This window comes from Halomonas sp. (genome assembly GCF_041689495.1).
GTDB lineage: Bacteria > Pseudomonadota > Gammaproteobacteria > Pseudomonadales > Halomonadaceae > Halomonas.
In genome coordinates this window covers 1-2,153 of the sequence record NZ_JBDNGD010000478.1, presented here as the reverse complement: position 1 = coordinate 2,153, position 2,153 = coordinate 1, and the positions used below count along the sequence as shown (strand labels likewise).

Here is a 2,153-nt window from a genome sequence, read left to right as displayed (position 1 = left end):
GCCATCAGCCGCTGGCGGCGCTGCCGGTCGGCTTCGGTTTGTGGGGTGTCGTCCAGGGACAGCTGGCGGTTGGCGTCGGCGCTGAGGTCGAGCAGCATCACGCCGACCTTCTGGTAGCGATAGCCCTTGCGGAAGATGGCCTCCAGGCCTTGGGCGGCGGCTCCAACGATCTCTCGGGAGTCGTCGGTGGGCCGGTGCAGGGGAACCACCACGCTGTTGCGGTATTGAGGCTGGTCGAGCTGAAAACGATTGGTGTTGACGAACACCATCACCGCGCTGGTTACGCTGCCCTGCCGTCGAAGTTTCTCCCCTGCCCTGGCGGCGTGCTGGCGGACGGCCTCGCGCAGGTCGGCGGGGTCGTCGCTCATGCGACCGAAGCTGCGTGACACCATGATCTGCTTTTTGGGGGCGGCCATGTCGTCGAGCTGTATCGCCGGACGTCCGCGCAGTTCCCAGACAATGCGCTCCATCACGACAGAGAAGACGCGGCGGATACGCTTGGGATCGCCCTCGCGCAGCTGCCAGGCGGTGTCGATTCCCATCAGCGCCAGGCGTTCGCCGGTGCGACGGGCCACGCCCCACAGCTCGGTGACGGGCAGCCGGGACAGCAGCGCTCGAGTGGCCGGGCTGTCGGCGTCGAGTCGGCATACGCCCTCGTAGGCGGGGATCTTCTTGGCCGCTCGGTTGGCCACCTTGGCGAGTACGCGGGTCGGTGCGAAGCCCACTGACACCGGGATGCCGGTCCACTGCCGGATGGTCTGGCGCAGGCGATTGCCACGCTCCTCCAGCGTCGTCGAGTCGAAGCCCTGGAAGCCCACAAAGCTCTCGTCAATGGAGTAGACCTCGACGTGCGGCGAGAACTCGCCCAGCGTCTCGGTGACGCGGCGGCTCATGTCGCCGTAGAGCGCGTAGTTGCTGGAGAGCAGCACGGCCTGGCGGCGTATGTGCAGCGGCAACAGGTGCATGGCCGCGCCCATTTCCACGCCCAGCGCCTTGAGCTCGTTAGAGCGGGCGACGATGCAGCCGTCATTGTTGGAGAGCACCCCCACCGGCCGCCCTTCCAGACGAGGATCGAAGACACGCTCGCAGTTGACGTAGAAATTGTTGCAGTCGACCAGGGCGATCATGTCGGCGCACCCGGCAGCGTATGCACGACGTGGGTGACCACGCCCCACACATGAGCTTCGCGGCCGTCCAGCGGAATCGACCGAAAATGGGGATTGCTTGCGGTCAAGTAGGTACGCTGACCGACCCGTTCCAGGCGCTTGACGGTGAGCTCGCCATCCACGGCACGCACGAAGAAAGTCGCCGCGGGCCGCTTGACGACATGGGCATGCAAGTCGATGTCGGTATCGAGGTGATCATCGGCGGGACTGGGAAAGCCCGCCCGCACGCGGCTGCCGAACAATGGCTGGCGATGGGTTGGCGTGAAGGCCAGGGCAGCGCCGAGCATGGTCGTGGTGGTCGTCCGTGTCATCGACATGAAGCTCTCCTCGTGTACTGGATATTCAACCAGTATCGAGAAGAATCGAAGCCGAGACAACTCGGCACCTGAAAACGGTTGCTCAACGTCGAAGCGAACATCAGGGGCCGTCCCTGGCCAGCAAAGCCTCCCATGGCGTGACGCAGAGAAAAGGCGAACCTTGCAAGAACGCATAAGTCGAGCATCACACCAGTTCAGCGTAGGAGACACCCGACGTGCGCGGTATACGCCAACCCTAACGAGGCGGGTAGGAGATATGCCGCAGTGGTTGTCGTCTCACTCCGTCATTGGCTCGATCAGGCTGGGGTCGTCGTTGGCGACTCGGTTGACGCGCAGCGACACCGGCCAGGCGGTGAAGGCATCGGCCTCGAGGTGGCGCACCGCGCCGCGGATGGCGTCGCGCTCCACCAGATCAGGATCCAGCCAGGCCGCCAGGCTGGCGTCATCCAACACCAGCGGCATGCGGTCGTGGATCTCCCTGGCGATGCCACGGGCCGGCTCGGTGATGATCGCGCAGCAGGTGGTGTCATCATCCAGCGGCTCCCAGATCGCGCCCAGGAACAACGGCTGACGATCTTCGCGCGCCATAAAGACCGGCTGCTTGCCGCCCTCCCCTGGCACCCACTCGAACCAGCCGTCTGCCGGGATCAGGCAGCGGTGTTTGTGGAAG

The 2,153-nt window shown here is 65.0% G+C and carries 3 protein-coding genes; all 3 read right to left on the bottom strand.

Annotated features, from left to right (window positions below; genetic code table 11):
- Positions 1–1,127 (bottom strand): Y-family DNA polymerase (locus ACESMD_RS14505; protein WP_372614377.1); only part of this gene is annotated, 1,127 nt, incomplete at its 3' end.
- The gene (locus ACESMD_RS14500; protein ID WP_372614375.1) at positions 1,124–1,483 is read right to left on the bottom strand and encodes a LexA family protein; all 360 of its coding nucleotides are present in this window, start codon (positions 1,481–1,483) and stop codon (positions 1,124–1,126) included. The genes ACESMD_RS14505 and ACESMD_RS14500, both read right to left, overlap by 4 nt.
- A 276-nt stretch (positions 1,484–1,759) precedes the next feature.
- A partial coding sequence (locus tag ACESMD_RS14495; RefSeq protein WP_372614373.1) for an SOS response-associated peptidase occupies positions 1,760–2,153 on the bottom strand: 394 nt, incomplete at its 5' end.